The 18801-nt window shown below is 69.6% G+C and carries 19 protein-coding genes; 13 read left to right on the top strand and 6 right to left on the bottom strand.

Going from position 1 to position 18801, the window contains the following annotated elements:
* Window positions 1–4: 4 nt before the first annotated feature.
* Entirely contained in the window at window positions 5–1009 is a 1005-nt protein-coding gene (locus FOH10_RS19400) for a LacI family DNA-binding transcriptional regulator (RefSeq protein WP_143981814.1), read from the bottom strand.
* Window positions 1010–1266: 257 nt separating this feature from the next.
* Here FOH10_RS19400 and FOH10_RS19395 point away from each other — a divergent pair, with 257 nt between their 5' ends.
* The 13 genes from FOH10_RS19395 (at window position 1267) to FOH10_RS19335 (ending at window position 14007) form a co-directional block, all read left to right on the top strand.
* On the top strand, window positions 1267–2169 hold the full coding sequence (locus FOH10_RS19395) for a TIM barrel protein (RefSeq protein ID WP_143981813.1): 903 nt from the start codon (window positions 1267–1269) through the stop codon (window positions 2167–2169).
* Between the two features lie 117 nt (window positions 2170–2286).
* Window positions 2287–3180, top strand: a complete 894-nt coding sequence (locus FOH10_RS19390; protein WP_244961280.1) for a sugar ABC transporter substrate-binding protein — start codon at window positions 2287–2289, stop codon at window positions 3178–3180.
* A 20-nt stretch (window positions 3181–3200) separates the two neighbouring features.
* Window positions 3201–4256, top strand: coding sequence for an ABC transporter permease (locus FOH10_RS19385; protein WP_143981811.1), 1056 nt, complete (start codon window positions 3201–3203; stop codon window positions 4254–4256).
* Window positions 4253–5038, top strand: a complete 786-nt coding sequence (locus FOH10_RS19380) for an ATP-binding cassette domain-containing protein (protein ID WP_039815619.1) — start codon at window positions 4253–4255, stop codon at window positions 5036–5038. The genes FOH10_RS19385 and FOH10_RS19380 overlap by 4 nt, the downstream gene beginning before the upstream one ends.
* Window positions 5035–5973, top strand: coding sequence for a 5-dehydro-2-deoxygluconokinase (gene iolC / locus FOH10_RS19375; RefSeq protein WP_143981810.1), 939 nt, complete (start codon window positions 5035–5037; stop codon window positions 5971–5973). The genes FOH10_RS19380 and iolC overlap by 4 nt, the downstream gene beginning before the upstream one ends.
* A complete protein-coding gene (locus tag FOH10_RS19370; RefSeq protein ID WP_039815617.1) occupies window positions 5964–6857 on the top strand; it encodes a Cgl0159 family (beta/alpha)8-fold protein in 894 nt (297 codons plus the stop codon). The genes iolC and FOH10_RS19370 overlap by 10 nt, the downstream gene beginning before the upstream one ends.
* Entirely contained in the window at window positions 6854–7744 is an 891-nt protein-coding gene (gene iolB / locus FOH10_RS19365; protein WP_143981809.1) for a 5-deoxy-glucuronate isomerase, read from the top strand. The genes FOH10_RS19370 and iolB overlap by 4 nt, the downstream gene beginning before the upstream one ends.
* A gap of 10 nt (window positions 7745–7754) precedes the next feature.
* Window positions 7755–9599, top strand: a complete 1845-nt coding sequence (iolD, locus tag FOH10_RS19360) for a 3D-(3,5/4)-trihydroxycyclohexane-1,2-dione acylhydrolase (decyclizing) (protein ID WP_143981808.1) — start codon at window positions 7755–7757, stop codon at window positions 9597–9599.
* Between the two features lie 58 nt (window positions 9600–9657).
* Window positions 9658–10932, top strand: a complete 1275-nt coding sequence (locus tag FOH10_RS19355) for an aminotransferase family protein (RefSeq protein ID WP_143981807.1) — start codon at window positions 9658–9660, stop codon at window positions 10930–10932.
* Between the two features lie 196 nt (window positions 10933–11128).
* On the top strand, window positions 11129–11821 hold the full coding sequence (locus tag FOH10_RS19350) for a chymotrypsin family serine protease (protein WP_143981806.1): 693 nt from the start codon (window positions 11129–11131) through the stop codon (window positions 11819–11821).
* Between the two features lie 283 nt (window positions 11822–12104).
* Window positions 12105–12491 carry a hypothetical protein gene (locus FOH10_RS19345; RefSeq protein ID WP_143981805.1) on the top strand — a complete coding sequence of 129 codons (387 nt, stop codon included), beginning with the start codon at window positions 12105–12107 and terminating at the stop codon, window positions 12489–12491.
* 41 nt (window positions 12492–12532) lie between these two features.
* A complete protein-coding gene (locus FOH10_RS19340; RefSeq protein ID WP_143981804.1) occupies window positions 12533–13225 on the top strand; it encodes a S1 family peptidase in 693 nt (230 codons plus the stop codon).
* Window positions 13226–13341: 116 nt separating this feature from the next.
* Window positions 13342–14007: a molybdopterin-dependent oxidoreductase gene (locus FOH10_RS19335; protein ID WP_143981803.1), complete on the top strand. Its 666-nt coding sequence runs from the start codon at window positions 13342–13344 to the stop codon at window positions 14005–14007.
* Window positions 14008–14012: 5 nt separating this feature from the next.
* On the opposite strand, the gene FOH10_RS19330 is transcribed toward FOH10_RS19335, so the two are convergent.
* The 5 genes from FOH10_RS19330 to msrA form a co-directional block, all read right to left on the bottom strand.
* Entirely contained in the window at window positions 14013–15569 is a 1557-nt protein-coding gene (locus FOH10_RS19330; RefSeq protein ID WP_143981802.1) for an MFS transporter, read from the bottom strand.
* 132 nt (window positions 15570–15701) lie between these two features.
* On the bottom strand, window positions 15702–16718 hold the full coding sequence (locus FOH10_RS19325; protein WP_143984195.1) for a beta-ketoacyl-ACP synthase III: 1017 nt from the start codon (window positions 16716–16718) through the stop codon (window positions 15702–15704).
* 107 nt (window positions 16719–16825) lie between these two features.
* Window positions 16826–17584 carry an LGFP repeat-containing protein gene (locus FOH10_RS19320; RefSeq protein ID WP_308212913.1) on the bottom strand — a complete coding sequence of 253 codons (759 nt, stop codon included), beginning with the start codon at window positions 17582–17584 and terminating at the stop codon, window positions 16826–16828.
* 98 nt (window positions 17585–17682) lie between these two features.
* Window positions 17683–18150: a nitroreductase/quinone reductase family protein gene (locus tag FOH10_RS19315; protein WP_143981801.1), complete on the bottom strand. Its 468-nt coding sequence runs from the start codon at window positions 18148–18150 to the stop codon at window positions 17683–17685.
* 150 nt (window positions 18151–18300) lie between these two features.
* On the bottom strand, window positions 18301–18762 hold the full coding sequence (gene msrA / locus FOH10_RS19310) for a peptide-methionine (S)-S-oxide reductase MsrA (protein ID WP_425326163.1): 462 nt from the start codon (window positions 18760–18762) through the stop codon (window positions 18301–18303).
* Window positions 18763–18801: the final 39 nt, after the last annotated feature.

Here is an 18801-nt window from a genome sequence, read left to right as displayed (position 1 = left end):
TGGCTCAGATGCGAGGTGGGGCCGTCGTCGAGCGGACGACCAGGGCGGGTTCGACGCGGCTGCGTAGTGGTTCGGTGCGTCCGTCGCGCAGCCGCTGGGTGAGTGCTGCCACGGCCAGTTGACCGATGCGGGTGCGCGGCTGGTCGATGGTGGTGAGTGAGACGTAGCGCAGGGCCGCGAGCGAGGTGTTGTCGTAGCCGACCACCGACACGTCCTCCGGCACCCGCAGTCCGGCCTCGTCGAGGGCGGACATGGCGCCGAAGGCGTTGAAATCGTTGCCGCAGACCAGTGCGGTGGGAAAGGTGCTGGGGGAGAAGACGTTCAACAGTTTCCGCACCGCGGCGGCGCCCGCGGCGTCGGTGTGTTCGCTCGGGATCACCATCGGTTCGAGCCCGTGCCGCTCCATCGCCGCGGTGTATCCCTTGCGCCGCGGCCCGGCGGCGAAGGCGGCCCCGCCGTCGAAGTGCACGATGCGCCGATGTCCCAGTGACACCAGGTGATCCACGGCCTGTCCCGCACCGGTCTCACCGTCGTCGTTGACCGTGTCGACCCCCGCGATATTCGAGGTCCGCGACACCAACACCACCGGACACCGCTGGGCCGCTTCCCGTATGGCCGCGGCCGGTAGGACCGGCGACAGCAGGATGATCCCACCGGGCCGGAACGACAGCAGACTTTCCAGCGCCGCCCGTTCCCGTGCCGCACTGCGCCGCCCGGTATTGAGGATCAGTTCCAGCCCGGCTTCCTGCGCCGCCGCGTCCATACCCTCCACCACTTCGGCGAAGTAGGCATTGCGCAGGTCCGACACCATGACGCCGACGAGATTGGATGTTCGGCTGGCCAGTGACCGGGCCAGGAAATGCGGTTGGTACCCCAGTTCCTTGGCGGCGTCGAGCACCGCCCGCCGGCGGTGTTCGCTCACCTTGGGGGAGCCCCGCATGACGAGCGAGACCAGGGCGCGGGAGACGCCCGCCCGAGCGGCGACGTCCTCCATCGTCGGTCGCGTCACAAATCCCTCCGTGTCGGTGCTGGTGTGTGTGGCACGTTACTGCCCGGACGCGAACCAATCAATAGAGCGCTCTAATCGGACATTTTCCGGCAACCCGGTATCCCTGTTCACGCAGTAAAACCCATCATTTCAAGGGGTTTCGCGATCATGAAACCCGCTGAGGGTTCTTGACACACGAGTGACCCAGATTACATAGTTGGAGCGCTCCAACGCATGGAGCCACAACCGTGTGACTACGACAGGTCGAGGAAGTTCCGATGACCGCACCGCTGCACCCGCTGCGCATCGCCGCCGCACCGATCTCCTGGGGAGTCTGCGAAGTCCCCGGCTGGGGACACGTTCTCGACGCGCACACCGTCCTGGCCGAAATGGCCGCGCTCGGCATCACCGCCACCGAATTCGGGCCACCGGACTATCTGCCCGCCGACCCTCTCGCGCTGCGCGCACAGCTCGGCGAACACGGCCTGACCGCGATCGGCGGCTTCCTCGCCCTTCCGCTGCACCGGGAGTCCGACACGGCGCTCACCTTCGCCCGCGATACGGCCGCCCGCTACGCGCGGGCGGGTGCGGAGGTGCTCATCCTGGCGGCCGCCACCGGCCTCGACGGCTACGACGAACGCCCCGCGCTCACCGACACCGAATGGGACACCCTGGTCGACACCGCCGCCGCCATCGCGGCCATCGCCGCCGAGGTGGGCCTGCGCACAACCCTGCACCCGCACGTCGGCACGCACGTGGAGTCCGAGGCCGAGGTGGAGCGCTTCCTAGCCGACTCCGACCTGCCGCTGTGCCTGGACACCGGCCACCTGCTCATCGGCGGCACCGACCCGGTCGGACTGGCGCGCCGCTACGCGGACCGCATCGGCCACATCCATCTCAAGGATGTTCGTCTCGATCTCGCCGATCAGGTGCGCGACGGCGCGCTGGAGTACAGCGAGGCGGTGCGGCAGGGCATCTACGCCCCGCTGGGCGCGGGCGATATCGATATCGACACGCTGGTGCGGGAGGTTTACCGCGCCGGTTATACCGGCTGGTATGTGATCGAGCAGGACACGGCATTGCGGCCGGGCGATACCGCGAGGACGCCGACCCGCGACGCCGAACGCAGTCTGCGGCATCTGGCGGCCATCGGCTCGGCGCTCGCCGCAGCACGGATTTAGCTGGAAGTGAGGACGACGATGTCTCAGCAGACCAGACCGCGACGGTGGCGGTGGCTACTACCACTGTCGGCCGTCGCGGTGGCCGTACTGGCGGCGTGTACCGGCCCCGGGGCGGAGGTGGGAACGCAGACTCGCGCACCGGTCGAGGTCGGCACCCTGGAATCGGTCGCGTTCGTCACGCACGGCTCACCCGGCGACGCCTTCTGGAACGTGGTGAAGAACGGGGCCGAGGCCGCGGGCGACACGTTCGGCGTGCGCGTCGAATACAACTCCTCCGGCGATCCGAGCCAGCAGGCCAAGCTCATCGACAATGCCGTGGCCCAGCGCGTGGACGGCCTGGTGGTCTCCATGGCCAACCCCGACGCCCTGCGCGAATCGGTGGAAAAGGCGGTGACGGCGGGCATTCCGGTGGTCACCATCAATTCCGGTGAGTCCGAGAGCGCCGAGTTCGGCGCCATCGGCCATGTCGGCCAGAGCGAACGGCTCGCGGGCGAAGCAGCCGGGGCGCGGCTGAAGGATGCCGGAAAGACCAAGATGCTCTGCGTCATTCACGAGGCGGGCAATATCGGCGCGAACGAGCGCTGCGCGGGTGCGACGCAGGGTTTCGGCAATGCCGCCACCCTCCAGGTCGATATCAACAATCCCACCGACGCCCAGGCCCGGATTCGCGGCGCACTGGAGGCGGACCGCTCCATCGACGCCGTGCTGACCCTGAACTCGCAGATCGCCGCCCGCGCGGTGGACGGCGCCCGGGAGGCACGCTCGGAGGCCGCCATCGCCACCTTCGATCTGAATACCGATGTGGTGGAGGCGATTCGGGCGGGCAGCCTGCTCTTCGCCGTCGACCAGCAGCAGTACGAGCAGGGCTATCTGCCGGTGGTGCTGCTGGAGCTGTACAAAACCAATCTCGATACCGTCGGAGGCGGACGTCCGGTGCAGACCGGCCCGGCCTTCGTGGACGAATCCAATGTCGACGCCATCGGCGGCCTGGTCGCCCAGGGCACGCGGTGAGCACCGGTCGGGAGAACGAAATGGCTGTTGTGACAAAGGAACCCGCTGGACCCGCCGATCGGCGAGAGAACAGCCCGCCGCCGCTGCTACAGCGGCTGATCGTGCGGCCCGAGATCGGTGCGGCGATCGGCGCGATGGTGGTGTTCTTCTTCTTTTCGGTGATCACCGACGAATTCCTCAGCCCGGGCGGGGTGGCGAACTGGCTCGACGACGCCTCCACCCTCGGCATCATGGCGGTGGCGGTGGCGCTGCTCATGATCGGCGGTGAGTTCGACCTGTCCGCCGGTGTGATGACCGCGTCCACGGCGCTGGTGACCGCGCTGCTGGCGGTGGAGCTCGGCTGGAACGTGTGGTTCGCCCTCGCCGCCTCGCTGGTCTTCGCGTTGGCCGTGGGCGCGCTCAACGGCTGGGTGGTGATGCGCACCGGCCTGCCGAGCTTCATCGTCACCCTGGGCACCTTCCTGGCGCTACAGGGTCTGAATCTCGGCGTGACCCGGCTGGCCACCGGCACCGTGCAGGTGTCGGGCATTCGCGGCGCCGACGGCTACGAGTCGGCGGGCTGGGTATTCGCCTCCACCACCGATATCGGCGACGCCCACATCCAGGCGTCGGTGGTGTGGTGGATCGTGCTGACCCTGCTGGCCGCCCTGCTGCTGGTGCGCACCCGCTTCGGCAACTGGATCTTCGCGGTCGGCGGCGCGCTGCCCAGCGCCCGTGCCGTCGGCGTGCCCGCGGTGCGCACCAAGATCCTGCTGTTCATGGGCACCGCGTTCGCGGCCTGGGTGGTGGGCGCGTGCAATCTGCTGCGCTTCACCAGTGTGCAGGCGAATCAGGGTGTGGGACTGGAGTTCCAGTACATCATCGCCGCGGTGGTGGGCGGCTGCCTGCTGACCGGCGGCTTCGGTTCGGTGGTCGGCGCGGCCATCGGCGCGCTCATCTTCGGCATGGCTCGGCAGGGCATCGTCTACGCCAATTGGAACAGCGACTGGTTCATGCTCTTCCTCGGTGTGCTGCTGCTGTCGGCCGTCCTGGTCAACAATGCTTTCAAGAAGCAGGCGGAAAGGGTACGGCGATGACCACCCCACTCATCGAGACCGTCGACATCGGCAAGAGCTACGGTGGCGTGGTGGCGCTGCGGGAGGTGTCCACCGTGGTCCGGGCGGGTGAGGTCACCTGCGTGCTCGGTGACAACGGCGCGGGCAAGTCCACCCTCATCAAGATCCTGTCCGGGGTGCATCAGCACGATCGGGGTGAGCTGCGGATCGAGGGCACCGCGACCCGATTCTCCTCCCCGCGTGAGGCTTTGGACCGCGGTATCGCCACCGTGTACCAGGACCTCGCGGTGGTGCCGCTCATGAGCGTGTGGCGCAATTTCGTGCTGGGCTCCGAGCCGACCAGGAACTACGGCCCGATCCGGCTGCTGGACCGGCGCAAGGGTATGGAGATCACCCGGCACGCACTGGACGATATGGGTATCGACATTCGCGATCTGGAGCAGCCCGTCGGTACGCTGTCGGGCGGTCAGCGGCAGTGCATCGCCATCGCCCGCGCCGTGCACTACGGCGCGAAGGTGCTGATCCTCGACGAGCCCACCGCCGCACTGGGCGTCAAACAGGCGGGCATCGTGCTCAAGTATGTGGTGCAGGCGCGTGACCGCGGTCTGGGCGTCGTACTGATCACCCACAATCCGCATCACGCCTACCCGGTGGGTGACCGGTTCCTGCTGCTCAAGCGCGGCACCATGCTCGGCTCGTACGAGAAGAACGAGATCGAGCTCTCCGAACTCACCCGCCAGATGGCCGGTGGCGCGGAACTCGAGGCGCTGCAACACGAATTGGCGCGGGTGGTGTCGGAGTGACGGATCTGGAGGTGTTGACCGTCGGCCGGGTCGGGGTCGATCTGTATCCCGAGCAGAGCGGGGTGCCGCTGGCCCAGGTGCGGACGTTCGCGAAGTTCCTCGGCGGCACCGCCACCAATGTCTCGGTCGCGGCGGCGCGGCTGGGGCGGCGCGCGGCGGTGCTCACCAAGGTGGGGCCGGACGGCTTCGGTGACTACGTGCGCACCGCGCTGGAGGGTTTCGGGGTGTCGGCCCGCTATGTGTCGACCGCGCCGGATCTGCTCACCCCGGTGGTGTTCTGCGAGCTGAATCCGCCCGCCGATCCGCCGCTGCTGTTCTACCGGCTGCCCACCGCCCCGGACCTCACCCTGACCGAGGACGAGATTCCCTGGGACACGGTCGCTTCCGTGCCGCTGCTGTGGGTGACCGGTACCGGGGTCAGCGCCGAGCCCGGCCGCTCGACCCAGCGGGAGATACTGCGGCGGCGCGGCAGGCGCGGCCACACCGTGCTCGATCTCGACTACCGGCCCATGTTCTGGCCCGACGAACACACCGCCCACACCGAGATCGACTGGATGCTCGACCACGTGAACGTGGTGGTGGGCAATCGCACCGAGGCCAAGGTGGCGGTCGGCACCGACGATCCGGACACGGCCGCCGATCGGCTGCTGGCCCGGGGCGTCGAGCTGGCCGTGATCAAACGCGGAGCCGAGGGCGTGCTGGTGGCGACCGCGGACGACCGCGCCACCGTGCCGCCCTGCCGGGTGGAGGTCGTCTGCGGTCTCGGCGCGGGCGACGCGTTCGGCGGGGCGCTGGCCCACGGGCTGCTGGCGGGCTGGGACCCGCACCGCATCGCCACCTACGCGAATGCCGCCGGTGCGCTGGTGGCCGCCCGGCTGGCCTGCGCCGACGCCATGCCCACCGCGACCGAGATCGAGGAGTTGCTGTGCACCTGACCGATGAGCGCTGGCAGGAACTGCTGCGGGTGCGCGCCACCGACCCGGACGCGGTGCCGCGCGCCTACGCCGACCGCCGTCGCCGCGAGCGGCTGCTGTCCGAGCGCGGCACCCTGTTCCTGGTGGCCGCCGACCATCCGGCGCGCGGCGCGCTGGGTGTCGGCCCGGACCGCACCGCCATGGCGGATCGGCGCACGCTGCTGGAGCGGTTGCTCATCGCCCTGGAGCATCCGGCCGTGGACGGTGTGCTCGGCTCACCCGATATCGTCGAGGAACTGCTGCTGTTGGACGCCCTGCACGACAAGGTGGTGGTCGGCTCCATGAACCGGGGCGGTCTGGCCGGGGCGGACTGGGAGATCGACGACCGCTTCACCGGATACGACGCCGAATCGCTGGTGAAGTTCGGGCTCGACGGCGGCAAAATGCTGCTGCGCCTGGTGGATTCGGACCGGTCGACCGCGCCGACGCTACACGCGTGTGCCCGCGCGGTATCGGCCCTGGCCGCGCACGGGCTGATGGCCATGGTGGAACCGCTGCCCTACCGACGTGACGAGTCCGGGGCGCTGGTCATGTGCAAGGACGCGGCCTCACTGCAACGGGCCATCACGGTGGCGGCCGGGCTGGGGATCACCTCCGCCCACACCTGGCTGAAAATTCCAGCACCGGAGGATATTTCGGTGCTGGAGGCGACCACGCTGCCGGTGGTCGTACTGGGCGGCGTGCCCTCGGGTGATCCGGCCGCCGATCTCGAATCCTGGGGCACCGCACTGCGTCACGAGGTGGTGCGCGGGCTGGTGGTCGGCCGCAGTCTGCTGTACCCGCCCGACGGTGACGTGGCTGCCGCCGTGGACGCGGCCGCCCGCACGCTGGGGGCCGCGAAATGAGCGCACTACACCGCCCCGCCGGAACCCTCACCGCGGGTGCGGATCCCGTCCTGCTCACCCCCGAGGCGGCGGGCTGGACCTACACGGGTCTGCGGGTGCTGCGACTCGCGCCCGGAGCCCGGAGCACGGTGCACACCGGGGAGTTCGAGGCGTTCGTGCTGCCGCTGGCCGGTTCCTGCACGGTACGGGTGGACGGCGAGGTCTTCGCGTTGGAGGGGCGGGACTCGGTGTTCACGCGGGTCACCGATTTCGCCTACGTGCCCCGCGACGCCGAGGTGGAGCTGGCCACCGACTCCGGGGTGGAGGTGGCGCTGCCGATGGCCCGCTGCACCCGCCGACTCACCCCGAAATACGGCCCGGCCGAAGAGGTTCCGGTCGAGGTGCGGGGTGCGGGCCGCGCCACCCGGCAGGTCGTCAACTTCGGCACCCCCGGCGTCTGGGAGCACGCCGACAAACTCAATGCCTGCGAACTGCTCACCCCCGACGGCAACTGGTCCTCCTACCCGCCGCACAAGCACGACGAGTCCACCGAATGCGAGGTCGCCAACGAGGAGATCTACTACTTCCGCATCGCCGGTCCCGACGGAATCACGCCGTCGCCCACCGGTTTCGGCATGCACCGCACCTACACCGCCGACGGCACGCTGGACGAGAACGTGGCGGTGCGCGACGGTGACGTCTTCCTGATTCCGCACGGGTATCACGGTCCGTGTATCGCCGCGCCCGGTTACCCCATGTACTACCTGAATGTGCTGGCCGGTCCCGCGGCGGAGCGGTCGATGGCCTTCTGCGACGATCCCGCCCATGCCTGGGTGCGGGACCAGTGGCACCACGAGACACTCGACCCGCGCTGCCCGCTCACCGACCACAAAGGTCGCATCGAATGAGGTTGTCCGCATGAAACTCACCACCGCGCAGGCGCTGGTCGCCTGGCTCATCGCACAGCATTCGGAAACTCTCGACGGGCGTGAAGTGCCCATGTTCCCGGCGGTTTTCGCCATCTTCGGGCACGGCAACGTCTTGGGGCTGGGCACCGCGCTGGAGGAGCGGCGCGATGTGATCCCGGTCTGGCGCGGGCACACCGAGCAGGGGATGGCGCTGGCCGCGGTCGGGCTGGCCAAGGCCACGCATCGACGGCAGATCGGCGTCGCCACCTCCTCCATCGGGCCGGGGGCGCTCAATATGGTGACCGCCGCCGGGGTGGCGCACGCCAATCGACTACCGCTGCTGTTGCTGCCGGGGGACACCTTCACCGGCCGCGCACCCGATCCGGTCCTGCAGCAGGTGGAGCATTTCGGCGATCCGACCGTCACCGTCAATGACGCGTTCCGGGCGGTGAGCCGCTGGTTCGACCGCATCACCCGGCCCGAACAGCTGCTCGCCACCCTGCCGCAGGTGGCGCGGGTGCTCACCGATCCGGCCGAGGCGGGACCGGTGACGCTGGCACTGCCGCAGGATGTGCAGGCCGAGACCTTCGACTTCCCGGAGCGGCTGTTCGAACCCGTGGTGCACCGGGTGCCGCGGCCGCGCGCGGACCGGCGCAGTCTGGAGGAGGCGGCCGCGGCGCTGCGGCGGTCGAAGCGCCCGCTGCTGGTGCTCGGTGGCGGGGTGCGCTATTCGGGTGCCGCGGCGCGGGCGCTGGAATTCGCACGGCGGCACCGGATTCCGGTGACCGAGACGACCGCGGGGCGCACGCTCGTCGCGCACGACGATCCGCTCTACGCCGGACCGCTCGGCATCACCGGTTCGGCGTCGGCCAATGCCTTGGCCGGCCAGGCCGACGCGGTGTTGGCGGTCGGCACCCGGCTTCAGGACTTCACCACCGCGTCGTGGACGCTGTTCGATCCGGACGTGCGGCTCATCCATGTCAACGCGGCCCGCTTCGACGCGGTCAAACACGGTGCGCTGGAGGTGGTCGCCGACGCCGATACCGCGCTGGAGGACCTGGCCGCGCATATGACCGGCTGGAATGCCGATCCGGCCTGGAGTGCGCGGGCGGCGGCGGTGCGGTCGGAATGGGATACCCATGTCGACAAACTGCGCGCCCCGACGCCCGGCCCGCCCAGTTACGCCCAGATCGTGGGGGTGGTGAACGAGCTCAGCACCGCCGACGACTACGTCATGACGGCCTCGGGCGGGCTGCCCGGCGAACTCATCGGCGGCTGGCGTGCCTCCGGCGGTGAACCCACCATGGATGTCGAATACGGGTTCTCCTGTATGGGCTACGAGCTCGCGGGTGCGTGGGGCGCGGCCATGTCGCATTTCCGCGGCCTGGTCACCACCCTGCTCGGTGACGGCTCCTACCTGATGCTCAACTCGGACCTGTTCTCCGCCGCCTTCGCCGGACATCCGCTGGTGGCCGTGGTCTGCGACAACGACGGGTACGCGGTGATCGGCCGCCTCCAGGAGGGGCAGGGCGGCGAGCCGTACAACAACTTCTACGCCGACTGCCGCAGCAACCATCCGCGTCCGCCGCGGGTGGACTTCGCCCAGCACGCCCACGCCATGGGTTGCCTGGTGTTCACCGCGGGTGATCTGGTGCAGTTCCGGGTGGCCTACAAGAACGCCCGCACCGCCGCGCTGGCCGAGCGGCGGCCGGCCGTGGTGGTGATCCGCACCCAGGCGCGCTCCTGGACCGAATCCGGGGCCTGGTGGGAAGTCGGTGTGCCCGAACATCTCTCCGGCCGCGACGCCTATGAGCAGGCCAAGCCCGGCCAGCTGCGCCTTGCCCGCCGCCCCTGACCGTCCGGTCCGGTGGCGGGCCCACCTCACTCGGCGGCTACCGTAGTCGTGAAGTGAAATGCGCCGTGTGCGAAGTGTGGGCGGCGGGTGGTCCAGGGAGGTGCTTGTGGGTTCGCTGTGGCACGGCTTCGCCGATATGGGTGCGGTGGAGCGCGACGGAGCGTTCGTGGTGGCGCGCGGTGCGGGCGCGTACGTCTGGGACGAGGCCGGGAACCGGTATCTGGATGCCACCGCCGGGCTGTGGTTCACCAATGTCGGCCACGGTCGCCGCGAGATCGCCGACGCCGTGGCCGCCCAGCTGGGCGATATCGCGCACTACTCCAACTTCGGCGACCTGGCCTCCCCGGTGCTGCGGGAGTTGGCCGAGCGGCTCGCCGCCATCGCACCGGTGCCCGGCAGCAAGATCTTCTTCACCTCCGGGGGTTCCGACGGCATCGACACCGCCGCCAAACTGGCCCGCCGCTACTGGCATGCGCAGGGCAAGCCCGAGAAGACCGTCATCGTGGGCCGCCAGAAGGCGTACCACGGCATGCACGTGGCGGGCACCGCGCTCGCGGGCATCCCGGTCAACCGCGAGGGCTACGGCGAGTTCATGTCCGACGCCCGCACCGTCGGCTGGGACGATCCGGCCGCCCTGTCCGCGCTCATCACCGAGGTCGGCGCGGACCGCATCGCCGCCTTCTTCGTCGAACCCGTCATCGGCGCGGGCGGCGTCTACCCGCCGCCGCCGGGCTACCTCACCGAGGTCCGCCGCATCTGCCGCGAGCACGACATCCTCTTCATCGCCGACGAGGTGGTCACCGGCTTCGGCCGCATCGGCGGATCCTGGTTCGCCTCGTCCCGCTTCGACCTCCAGCCCGACCTGATGACCACCGCCAAAGGTCTCACCTCCGGCTACCTGCCCATGGGCGCGGTGTTCATCGCCCCGCACATCGCCGCCCCCTTCTTCGGCGGCGGCGTCTGGTTCCGCCACGGCTACACCTACGGTGGCCACGCCGCCTCGGCCGCCGCGGCCATGGCCAACCTCGACATCATCGAGCGTGAACACCTCCTCGACGCCAGCAAGAACCTGGAAGCGCTGCTGCACGAACACTTCTCGCCGCTGGCGGCGCACCCGCGGGTCGCCGAGGTCCGCAGCGGTGTCGGCGCGGTGGCGGCCGTGCAGCTCGCCGACCCCGCCGAAGCGCTCGCCATGGTGAAAACCCTGCGCGCGCACGGCGTCTCGACCCGCGCGGCGGGCCAGGGCGCCTTGCAGATCTCGCCCACCTTCGTCATCACCGAACAGCAGGTCGCGGATATGGCGGCGGCCTTCGGCCGCGCCCTCGACGCCTAGCCGCGGTCCGGTGAAACGCCCGGGGTCGTCGCGATCCCGGGCGTTGTCGTGTGTCCGGATACCTCCTCGGACCGGCCCGGTGGTCTCGATATTCGAACGAAACGCGCTCGGATGTGATCGCGCCCGCGCGGTGACAGCGAATCATGGTGAGGACACCCGGGCATTCCACGGGCCGTACGACGAAGGGACGCATGCCATGGTCAGGTTTCGCCGCGCGTTGGTCGCCCTCGCGGGTTCGGTTCTCGCGGCCGTGAGTGGCGGCGGCGTCGCCGGGGCCGCACCCGCACCCGCCGTGCTCGGCGGTGGTTCCGGGATCGTGTTGGCGAGCGAGCCCTGTTCGCTCACCATGATCGGATACGACGGCGGGGGCCGGTTGGTCGGCCTGACGGCGGGGCACTGCACCCATGCCGGTGCGCCGGTGCGCGCGGAGCGGTCGCCCGAGGCCGGTGTGCTCGGCACCGTGGTGTTCTCCGACCGGGGGCAGGGGCTCGATTACGCGGTGATCGAATTCGATCCGGCCCGGGTGAACGCGGTGCGCACGGTGGGGGCGACCACGATCGCCGGGATCGGGACGGCACCGGGTTTCGGGACGACCGTGTGCGCCGACGGGCGGTCCAGTGGGTTCGACTGCGGGATGGTGTGGGCGTCGGTGGATGGGCGGGTCTACAACCAGTCCTGTTCCATTCCCGGGGACTCCGGGGGACCGGTCACCGTGGGGGACCGCCTCGTCGGCATGAATCAGGGGCATCTGAAGCCGTGGGGGATCGACCTGCCGTGCGTCAGCGCGGCGTTTCCGCTGTACGGACCCGCCTACTTCCGTCCGATCACGGAAATCCTGCACGCGCTCGATGTCGCGGGTGGGGTCGGGGCAGGTGTGCGGCCGGTGTGACCACCGAAGCCCAATGATAGCTGTCTAATAGCTGATGCCCTGGAAGTAGAGGATATCGCCGCCGCAACAGGTCACGGGCGCTCGGTGGCGAGGATTACATCCGCTGCTCGGCGACGACGTTGCAGCGGCGTTGTGCAGGGATTTGCTGGTGTACGGAAGGTGAACGGCGGATCACACGCGCTCCGAAGTGACACCCGTGGATTGCCAGAAATTTGCTGACCATGTTCACTCTGAGCACTCCATTCGGACGGTTGTCCGGTGTCGATCGAGAAAGAGCGGGATCATGCGTATTCGAGTCATCTCCCTGGGTTTCGTCGCGGCGGCCGGCGGTGCCGCCGCTGTGCTGGTGGGTTCGGGCACGGCGTCGGCCGTCACCCCGTTCGTGGGACCGGACGAGGTCGGAGTCGTGCTCACGCCGGGTGAGACCGCCGCCTTCGCGACCGGTCCGATTCCGGGTGGAATCGACGCGCTGGTGCCGTTCGGAGCGCAGCGGGTGGATCTGGAGCCGGAATCGCAACTGGCCGAGCCGGATGGCAGCACCTACGCCAGCACCGCCGCGATCGCCGCCGAGGCCGCCGCGCATCCCGGTGGCGGGGCCTATGTGTCGGTGGTGAATCCTCTCGACCCGCGTGATCCGGGCGCGCTACTCGTCGTCGGTCAGTACTGGTGACGGCGGGGCGACGGGATCACGGCTACGAGAGGAATTCAGGTATGAGAAGGCGTTTCGCGGTCGCGGCCGTGGTCGGCGCGGCACTTGTTTCCATCGCCGGGGTCGGTGCTGCCGCGGCCGATCCGGCTCCGGCCGTGCTGGGCGGCAGTTCGGGGATCATCTTGAACACCCATGAGGCGTGTTCGCTGACGGCCATCGGCTACGACGCCGCCGGTCGGCTGGTCGGCCTCACTGCCGGGCACTGTGCGGCGGCCGGGTCGCCGGTGCGGGCCGAGCGGTCCCTGGCGACCGGTGTGCTCGGCACGGTGGTGTTCTCCGATCAGGGCCAGGATCTGGACTATGCGGTCATCGAATTCGATCCGGCCAAGGTGACGCCGGTGCGCACGGTCGGTCAGACCACCATCGCCGGAGTCGGGGCACCGCCCGCTCCCGGCGCGCCCGTCTGCTCCAGCGGTCGTTCCAGTGGTTTCGACTGCGGCGTCGTCTGGGGTGCGGCGAGCAACATCATTGTCAACCAGTCCTGTTCCATTCCGGGCGATTCCGGTGGGCCGGTCACCGTGGGCGATCAACTCGTCGGCATGAACCAGGGGCACGTCACCCCCTTCGGAATCGATATGCCGTGCGTGACAGGGGCATTCCCGATCCACTCGCCCGCGTACTTCCGCCCCATCGGCGACATTCTGCACGCCGTGAACGCCAACGGCGGCGTGGGAGCCGGACTGCGACCGGTGTGATCCGCCGGTCACAGTCCTTGCGCGCGACGGCAGGGAACTAGTACGTTCGCTCCATATAGAGCAGTCGCCCTATATGGAGCGGTACCAGTTCGCTTGCGGCAGGACAGAGGATCGGCATGAAACTCCCCCCGGGTCAGCGCGCCGTCGATGGATTTCCACGGTTCGGAACACATCTGCACCACCCGCCACCGCCGATCCCCGACGATCCGGTCATCGGGGTCGGCGGTGCCCTGACCGAGGGCTTCACCCTGCCGGTCGCGGGACTCACCGAACTGCCGCGACGTGAGATCGAAGCCGACTTCCACTGTGTCGCGGGATGGTCCGCGACCGGTCTGCGGTGGGAGGGGATCGCGTTCGAGACCCTCTACCGCACCCGGGTGGTGCCACGGCTGCGGCCGGGCGCGGTGATCAGCCACGTCGTCTTCGACGGTCTCGACGGCTACCGATCGATCACGCTGCTCGAGGATGTCCTGCACGCCGATGTGCTGATCGCCGACCGGCTCGACGGGCGACCGCTCGACGGTGATCACGGCGCACCGGTGCGGCTGGTCAGTCCCGCGCAGTACGGCTTCGTCAATACGAAGCACCTGTGCCGCATCGGATTCCGCACCTCCCAGCCCCAGGACCCCGATCGGTGGTCGCCGCTCGCGGCGCACCACAGGGCCCGGGTCTGGGAGGAGGAACGCCATCGCCATCTGCCCGGGCGTATCGTCCGGCCGGTCTACCGTTCACTGATCGGACCCATTCGCAGGCTGAGCGCCCGCGGCGGATCGTCGAGCTGACCGCTCTACTCGTGCCCGTTCAGCTCACCCGCCGGGATGTGCCGCAGCTTGATCACGGAGATGACCGCCAGCACGGCCGCGGCCACGGTCACGATGCCCGCGGTCAAGTGCACGCCGTGCAGGAACGCCTCGCGGGCCGCGGTCAGGACGGCGGTCCCGATCTGCTCGGGTAGCGACTCCGCCACCGCCACCGCCGCCCCGAGGGTGTCGCGGACGGATTCGCTCGTCTCGGCGGGCAATCCGGCGGGCAGGGTGGTGAGATCGCCGCGGTAGATGGCCACGCTCAGGCTGCCGAGTATCGAGATACCCAGGGCCCCACCCAGTTCCGCGCCGGTCTCGGAGAGGCCCGACGCCGCGCCCGCCTGCTCGGGCGGGGCCGAGCCGACGATCAGTTCGGTGGTGATGCCGAAGACCGGGGCCAGGCCGAGGGAGATCAGCAGGGAGGCCACGATGGCGAGCATCGGGCCGCTGTCCGCCGACGCCTGGGTGAGCAGCGCGAGCCCGACGGCCGCCACGCTCATCCCGCCGCCGATCAGATACGCCGGTCGCAGCACCCGCACGATGCGCGGGGCGAGCTGCGAACCGATGATGAATCCCAGCCCCGAGGGCGCCATGGCGATACCCGCCCGCAACGGTGACATGCCCAGCACCAGCTGGAAGTACTGCCCGATGAACAGGAAGTACCCGAAGGCCACGAAGACGCCGATCACATTGACGGTCAACGCGGTACGGAATTCGCCGAGTTTGAACAGGCGCAGGTCCAGCATGGGGTCCGGCCGCGACAGCTGCCGCCGCACGAACAGCACGCCCGCCGCGACGCCGACGGCCAGTGCCGCCAGCGCGCCGACGCCGATGCCGTCCTGCGCGATCTGCTTCATGGCGAAGACCAGCGCGATCATGGTGACCACGGACTGCGCCGCGCCGATCAGGTCGAGTCGACCCGCCTCCGGATCCTTGAACTCCGGCAGCACCTTCGGCCCGAGCACCAGCAGCAGCACCATGACCGGCACCGCGAGCAGGAACACCGAACCCCACCAGAAGTGTTCCAGCAGTACGCCTCCCGCCAGCGGTCCGATCGCGCCGCCGGCGGAGAACGCGCCCACCCACACGCCGACCGCCACCGACCGCTGCCGCGAGTCGCGGAACATGTTGAAGATCAGCGACAGCGTGGAGGGGGCCAGGGTCGCCCCCGCGATGCCGAGCAGCGCCCGGCACAGGATCAATGCCTCCGCCGTCGGTGCGAAGGCCGCGATCACCGACGCCAGGCCGAAGGCCGCCGCACCTGCCAGCAGGATGCGTCGCCGCCCTATCCGGTCGCCGAGCGTGCCCATGGTGATGAGCAGGCCCGCGACCATGAATCCGTAGACGTCGATGATCCACAGCAGCTGCGCGCTGGTCGGCTGGAGGACCGCGCTGATCTGCGGTACCGCCAGATGCAGCACGGTCAGGTCCATGGCGTAGACCAGGCAGGCCAGCGCGAGCACGCCGAGGCCGACCCACTCGCGCCGCCCGGCCCGATTATCGGCGAGCCCGGCGGGCTGCGAACTGACGGCGGTATCCACGGCGGGAGTCCTTCGATCGGGGGAGGTGTCGCCGGTAGTGACGGCGTGATCCCTACGATCTCATCGGCCACCGACAGATTCGGCAACCGAATTTCCCCGCGATGAATTCCGGGTCGGTGACCGGATCGCCGATCACACCACCGCGGGCATGCGCACGACCTGGCCCGCGTAGGCCAGGCCCGCTCCGAAGCCGAGCAGCAGCGTGACGTCGCCGGGCCGGGCCGCGCCCGAGCGCAGCAACTGCTCCATGGCCATCGGGATGGAGGCGGCGCTGGTATTGCCGGTCTCGGCGATATCCCGTGCGATGGCGACGGTTTCGGGCAATCCGAGGGTCCGGACCAGTGCGTCGGTGATGCGGCTGTTGGCCTGGTGCGGTACGAAGGCGTTCAGCTCCTCGGCCGCCACCCCCGCCCGTTCCAGCGCGTCGCGGCACGCCTTCTCCAGGAAGGTGACCGCCCAGCGGAAGACGGCCTGCCCGTTCATCCGGATGTAGGGCCGCTCCGAGCTGCCCCCGGCGGCCTCCGCGGCGGCGACCTCGGCGAAGTACTGCTGGAAGTCCTTGTCCTGCTTGATCGCCGAGGTCTGGCTGCCGTCCGAGCCCCAGGCCACCGGGCCGATGCCCTCGGCTTCGGCCGGACCCACCACGGCCGCGCCCGCGCCGTCGGCGAAGATGAACGCGCAGGTGCGGTCGGTGGGGTCGAGCAGGTCCGACAGCCGCTCCACGCCGATCACCAGCACGTACCGAGCCTCGCCGGAGCGCACCAGGCTCGCGGCATTGGCGAGCGCGTAGCAGAATCCGGCGCATCCGGCGGAGACGTCGAAGGCCGCGGTGTCGTGCATGCCGAGTTCGGTGGCCACCACCGCGCCCGCCGACGGTCCGAGCACCATTTGCGAGGAGGTCGCCAGCACGACGGCGTCGATCTGCTCGGCATCGATTCCCGCCGCCGCCAAGGCGTCCCGGGACGCGGCGGTGCTCATGGAGACGATGGTCTCGTCCGGTTCGGCCCAGCGGCGGGCGGCTATTCCGGAGCGCGTTCGGATCCACTCGTCGGAGGAGTTGATCCGGTCCACGATCTCGGCATTGGGGACGATTCGGCGGGGGCGGTACGCCCCGAGTCCCAACATGGCGGCATGCGCCACCTGCGGCATCGACTTGATCTGCACAAACTCCGACCCTATTGGGGAGGTGCGCGCCGCGCTACCCGAACACCCGCAGAGTTGCCGACCCGAATTTGGAGATTCCACCAGTAACGAAATCAGGGGTGCCAGGTGATGCGGCCGCCCTGGAAATCCTGGGCCTTACCGCCCTCGTAGTCGTACTCGTCGCTGGTGGGGAAGCCGTAGACGCCGTTCTCCGCGCCGCGGCCGACCCACTGGTCGCGAATGGCTCCCCAGACCACGTGCGCCCCGGTGCGCGCGGACCAGTAGACGGCTCCGCCGGGGAAGAGGTTGTAACGCCCGTTGTCCTTGCCCGCCGCGGATTCGTCGGTGATGGGGAAGCCCAGCGCGCCGCTCTCCCAGCCGTAGGCGGCCCACTTGTCCCGGATCGCGCCGCCGATCTGGTGTGCGCCGGTGCCGACGGACCAGTAGATCGAACCACCCTGGAAGTGGTTGTAGCGGCCGGGGTTCACCGGCGTGCCGTACTCACGGGTGACCGGATAGCCGAGAGTTCCCGTCTCCCACCCGAGGTCGCGCCACTTGTCGCGCACGGCCCCGCCGACCTGATGCGCTCCCGTCGCCGGATGCCAGTAGATCGAGGACCCGCGCTGGAACACCTGGAACCGCCCACCTCCGGCGGCGTCCAGTTCCGGTGTGGTGGGATCGCCGAAGAATCCGCCCCCGCCCGCCTGGTCGTATTCGACCTCGATCGCCCCGCCCACATCGAACGGCCCGATCGGCCGTGCCCCGGCCGCGCCGGGATCCAGGGCCGCCAGCACGGCGGCGGCAGCGCCGACGGTCAGCAGACGGCTGGCGGCGCGGCGGATGGGACGGTTGCTCGGACGTCGTGACAGCAAAGGGGCTCTCCGTTCGCAGGCAATCGATACGCCCCTTCATCGGGGCATCCGCACCGCACATTAGCCAGCCTGTTGCTCACCTCACATCGGGCGCGGCGTCAGTCGCGGGGTTCGAGGACGACCACCGCGGTCTCGGTGGAGCGCCGCGCGGCGAAAGCATCGAGGTCACGGTCGATCTCGCGCCACCGGTCCCACAGCCGGGCGCGCTCGTCACCCGCCGCCGCGCGCCCGCGCACCGCGCGGGTGCCGCCCTTCAGCTCGGCGGTGGCCTCCGGATGCGCGCGCAGATTGAGCCACCACGCCGGTTCGCCCTCGCCCCAGCCGTTCATGGCGAGGGTGACCAGATTCGGCCCGTCCTCGAAATAGCCGAGCATGACGCCGCGTTCACGCCCGGTGCGCCGCCCGATCGTGGTGAGCCGCAGGGTGCCCCAGTGCTCGCGGTCCTTGGGTGGCCACAGCCCGACGCGCCCGCCGCTGACCCGATGGAGCGCCCGGTGGGTGTGCCAGGCCAGATGGATGAACCAGCGCGGCGGCAGCCACGGCTGGCGACGAGACGCGGACGACATGCCGCCTCCTCTGGTTCGGCCGGACTCGGACCGGCGAATCACGCTGTCCCTCATAGGATCAGCGCCGCGCTGGGCCGTGTCCAGCCCAGCGGATACCGTCCTGCCGCCACGACCGACCGTCGCCCGCGCCGGGGCGCGGGCGACGTCGCCTCAGGCCGTCTGTCGCTTGGGCAGCTTCCAGTTCGGCCGCGGGTAGTGGCAGGTGTAGCCGTCCGGGTAGCGCTCCAGGTAGTCCTGGTGCTCCGGTTCGGCCTCCCAGAACTCGCTCGCGGGCGTCACCTCGGTGACCACCTTGCCGGGCCACAGACCCGAGGCGTCCACGTCGGCGATGGTGTCCAGGGCGATGCGCCGCTGCTCGTCATCGAGGTAGAAGATGGCCGAGCGGTAGCTGCTGCCGATGTCGTTGCCCTGGCGGTCCTTGGTCGTCGGATCGTGGATCTGGAACAGGAACTCCAGCAGCGTCCGGTAGTCCGTCCGCGCCGGGTCGTAGACGATCTCGACGGCCTCGGCGTGGCCCGGATGGTTGCGGTAGGTCGGATGGTCGTTGACGCCGCCGGTGTAGCCGACCCGGGTGGACAGCACGCCGGGCTGCTTGCGGATGAGGTCCTGCATCCCCCAGAAACAGCCACCGGCCAGAATCGCCTTGCGGGT

Origin of the sequence: Nocardia otitidiscaviarum (genome assembly GCF_007362295.1) — a bacterium.
Taxonomy (GTDB): domain Bacteria; phylum Actinomycetota; class Actinomycetes; order Mycobacteriales; family Mycobacteriaceae; genus Nocardia; species Nocardia otitidiscaviarum.
The sequence above is the reverse complement of the archived record's forward strand: the minus strand, read 5'-3'. Positions and strand labels throughout refer to the sequence as shown.

Coding starts and splice junctions, on each gene's coding strand:
- FOH10_RS19335 (WP_143981803.1), top strand. CDS start 13,342: ATGAAACTCCCCCCGGGTCAGCGCGCCGTCGATGGATTTCCACGGTTC.
- iolB (WP_143981809.1), top strand. CDS start 6,854: ATGAGCGCACTACACCGCCCCGCCGGAACCCTCACCGCGGGTGCGGAT.
- FOH10_RS19325 (WP_143984195.1), bottom strand. CDS start 16,718: ATGCCGCAGGTGGCGCATGCCGCCATGTTGGGACTCGGGGCGTACCGC.
- FOH10_RS19340 (WP_143981804.1), top strand. CDS start 12,533: ATGAGAAGGCGTTTCGCGGTCGCGGCCGTGGTCGGCGCGGCACTTGTT.
- iolD (WP_143981808.1), top strand. CDS start 7,755: ATGAAACTCACCACCGCGCAGGCGCTGGTCGCCTGGCTCATCGCACAG.
- FOH10_RS19350 (WP_143981806.1), top strand. CDS start 11,129: ATGGTCAGGTTTCGCCGCGCGTTGGTCGCCCTCGCGGGTTCGGTTCTC.
- msrA (WP_425326163.1), bottom strand. CDS start 18,762: ATGCAGGACCTCATCCGCAAGCAGCCCGGCGTGCTGTCCACCCGGGTC.
- FOH10_RS19380 (WP_039815619.1), top strand. CDS start 4,253: ATGACCACCCCACTCATCGAGACCGTCGACATCGGCAAGAGCTACGGT.
- FOH10_RS19345 (WP_143981805.1), top strand. CDS start 12,105: ATGCGTATTCGAGTCATCTCCCTGGGTTTCGTCGCGGCGGCCGGCGGT.
- FOH10_RS19315 (WP_143981801.1), bottom strand. CDS start 18,150: ATGTCGTCCGCGTCTCGTCGCCAGCCGTGGCTGCCGCCGCGCTGGTTC.
- FOH10_RS19355 (WP_143981807.1), top strand. CDS start 9,658: ATGCGCCGTGTGCGAAGTGTGGGCGGCGGGTGGTCCAGGGAGGTGCTT.
- FOH10_RS19385 (WP_143981811.1), top strand. CDS start 3,201: ATGGCTGTTGTGACAAAGGAACCCGCTGGACCCGCCGATCGGCGAGAG.
- FOH10_RS19395 (WP_143981813.1), top strand. CDS start 1,267: ATGACCGCACCGCTGCACCCGCTGCGCATCGCCGCCGCACCGATCTCC.